The organism is Bacillus sp. FJAT-42315, assembly GCF_002797375.1.
GTDB lineage: Bacteria > Bacillota > Bacilli > Bacillales > Domibacillaceae > Bacillus_CE.
The window spans coordinates 1,106,949-1,108,712 of the sequence record NZ_KZ454941.1 but is presented as its reverse complement, the minus strand read 5'-3'; the positions used below and the strand labels follow the sequence as shown (position 1 = coordinate 1,108,712).

General features: G+C 39.4%; 2 protein-coding genes, 1 pseudogene and 1 other annotated feature (1 of these 4 cut by a window edge). Of the genes and pseudogenes, 1 reads left to right on the top strand and 2 read right to left on the bottom strand.

The annotated features are described in order from the left end of the window. A pseudogene (locus CEF22_RS05145) lies at positions 1–571 on the bottom strand (glucose-6-phosphate isomerase); the annotation flags it as partial. A gap of 240 nt (positions 572–811) precedes the next feature. Between CEF22_RS05145 and CEF22_RS05140 the strand changes: the two are divergent. Then, positions 812–1,042 carry a DUF378 domain-containing protein gene (locus tag CEF22_RS05140; protein WP_100402035.1) on the top strand — a complete coding sequence of 77 codons (231 nt, stop codon included), beginning with the start codon at positions 812–814 and terminating at the stop codon, positions 1,040–1,042. Positions 1,043–1,113: 71 nt separating this feature from the next. On the opposite strand, the gene CEF22_RS05135 is transcribed toward CEF22_RS05140, so the two are convergent. After that, positions 1,114–1,764, bottom strand: a 651-nt coding sequence (locus CEF22_RS05135; RefSeq protein ID WP_198508094.1) for a Glu/Leu/Phe/Val family dehydrogenase, incomplete at its 5' end; no start/stop codon positions are given. Then, positions 1,752–1,764, bottom strand: a sequence feature (16S ribosomal RNA rRNA prediction is too short); it runs 249 nt beyond the window's last position. It overlaps the preceding gene by 13 nt.

Below are 1,764 nucleotides of genomic sequence, written 5' to 3'. Positions count from 1 at the left end.
AGGAGAGTGTTTTAAGCGCTCCTTTTTTGCGATCCGTTGTGGCATAAATCCGTCGTCTCGCCTCATCCACCCCGTATTTTTCTTCCAACAGCTTGCGAAACATTCGAAAAGCAACAGCTGGTTCGGTCGTTGTACCTGATTTAGAAATCACATTAATCGACCAATCTTTCCCTTCTAATACATCACACAACTCTTTCATGTAAGAGGAACTCAAATTGTTCCCCACAAAAAGAATTTGTGGAGTCTTTCGCTTTTCTTTCGATAAAAGATTGTAAAAGCTATGACTCAGCATATCAATAGCTGCTTTTGCTCCTAAGTAGGAACCACCAATTCCGATGACGACTAACACATCTGAATCGCTTTTAATTTTGTCAGATGTTTTTTGAATGCGAGAAAATTCCTCTTGTTCGTATTCAGTAGGTAATTCAACCCATCCAGTAAACTCCCCCCCTTGCCCTGTTTTTTCATGCAAGGAATGATGTGCCACCTTTACTGCATCTCGCAAATACTCCAATTCATGTTCACCAAAAAAGGATAATGCTTTGGAATAGTCAAACTTAATATGGGTCATTGCCACGAGGCCTCCGTTCTACTTTTTTCACTTTAACTTTAACTTTAACTGCGAAAGGAAGCAAGGAAAAAAGATAGAAATTTTTTCTTTTTTTAGTAGTGAATCACGATTTATTCATGAAGACAGATTTGTGAGAAATATAAGAATAGTTCCTCTTACATACAGCAATAAGTTGCTCGTTGTATAAAAAAAAGACGATAACACATACTAAGGCTGTCAGAGATGAAAGGAGGGAATCTCATGAGTGGACTTCAACGCTTCGCTTTAGTCCTAACCATTATTGGAGCTATTAACTGGGGATTAATTGGCTTATTTCGGTTTGATTTAGTAGCCGCCATTTTTGGAGGACAGACGTCCGGTCTTTCTAGAATTATTTATACACTAGTTGGTCTTGCTGGACTCATCAACCTCGGTTTACTGTTTAAGCCAGATGAAGAAGTAAAGTTCAGAAGAAATCCCGCTTCCACATAATCGAAATAAAGGCCAGTGAGAGCAATCTCACTGGCCTAATTTGTGGCAATTATATGCGGTTTTCTATCTAATTATACCCATCCTCTGAACTTGGAAGCTTCAGCTGTTCTACGGACTCCTACCATGTAAGCCGCTAAACGCATATTCACTCCACGAGTTTGAGATGTTTCATAAATATTGTTGAACGCAGAAACCAACGTGCTTTCAAGTTTGTCGTTAACTTCTTCTTCCGTCCAGTAATAACCTTGGTTGTTTTGTACCCACTCAAAGTATGAAACTGTTACTCCACCAGAGCTAGCTAACACATCTGGTACAAGAAGAATGCCGCGATCTGTCAAGATCTTCGTCGCTTCTAATGTCGTTGGACCATTTGCTGCTTCAACAACGATCGATGCTTTAATATTATGAGCGTTTTCTTCTGTAATTTGGTTAGAAATCGCCGCTGGTACTAAAATATCACAATCAAGTTCTAAAAGCTCCTGATTAGAGATCGTGTTTTCAAACAATGTAGTGATCGTTCCAAAACTATCACGACGATCAAGTAAATAATCAACATCTAAACCGTTAGGATCATGAAGCGCTCCGTACGCATCTGAAATACCGATTACTTTCGCTCCAGCATCATGCATAAACTTCGCTAAGAAGCTTCCTGCATTACCAAAACCTTGGATAACAATACGTGCACCTTCAACGTTAATCCCAACTTTTTTCGCTGCTTCTTT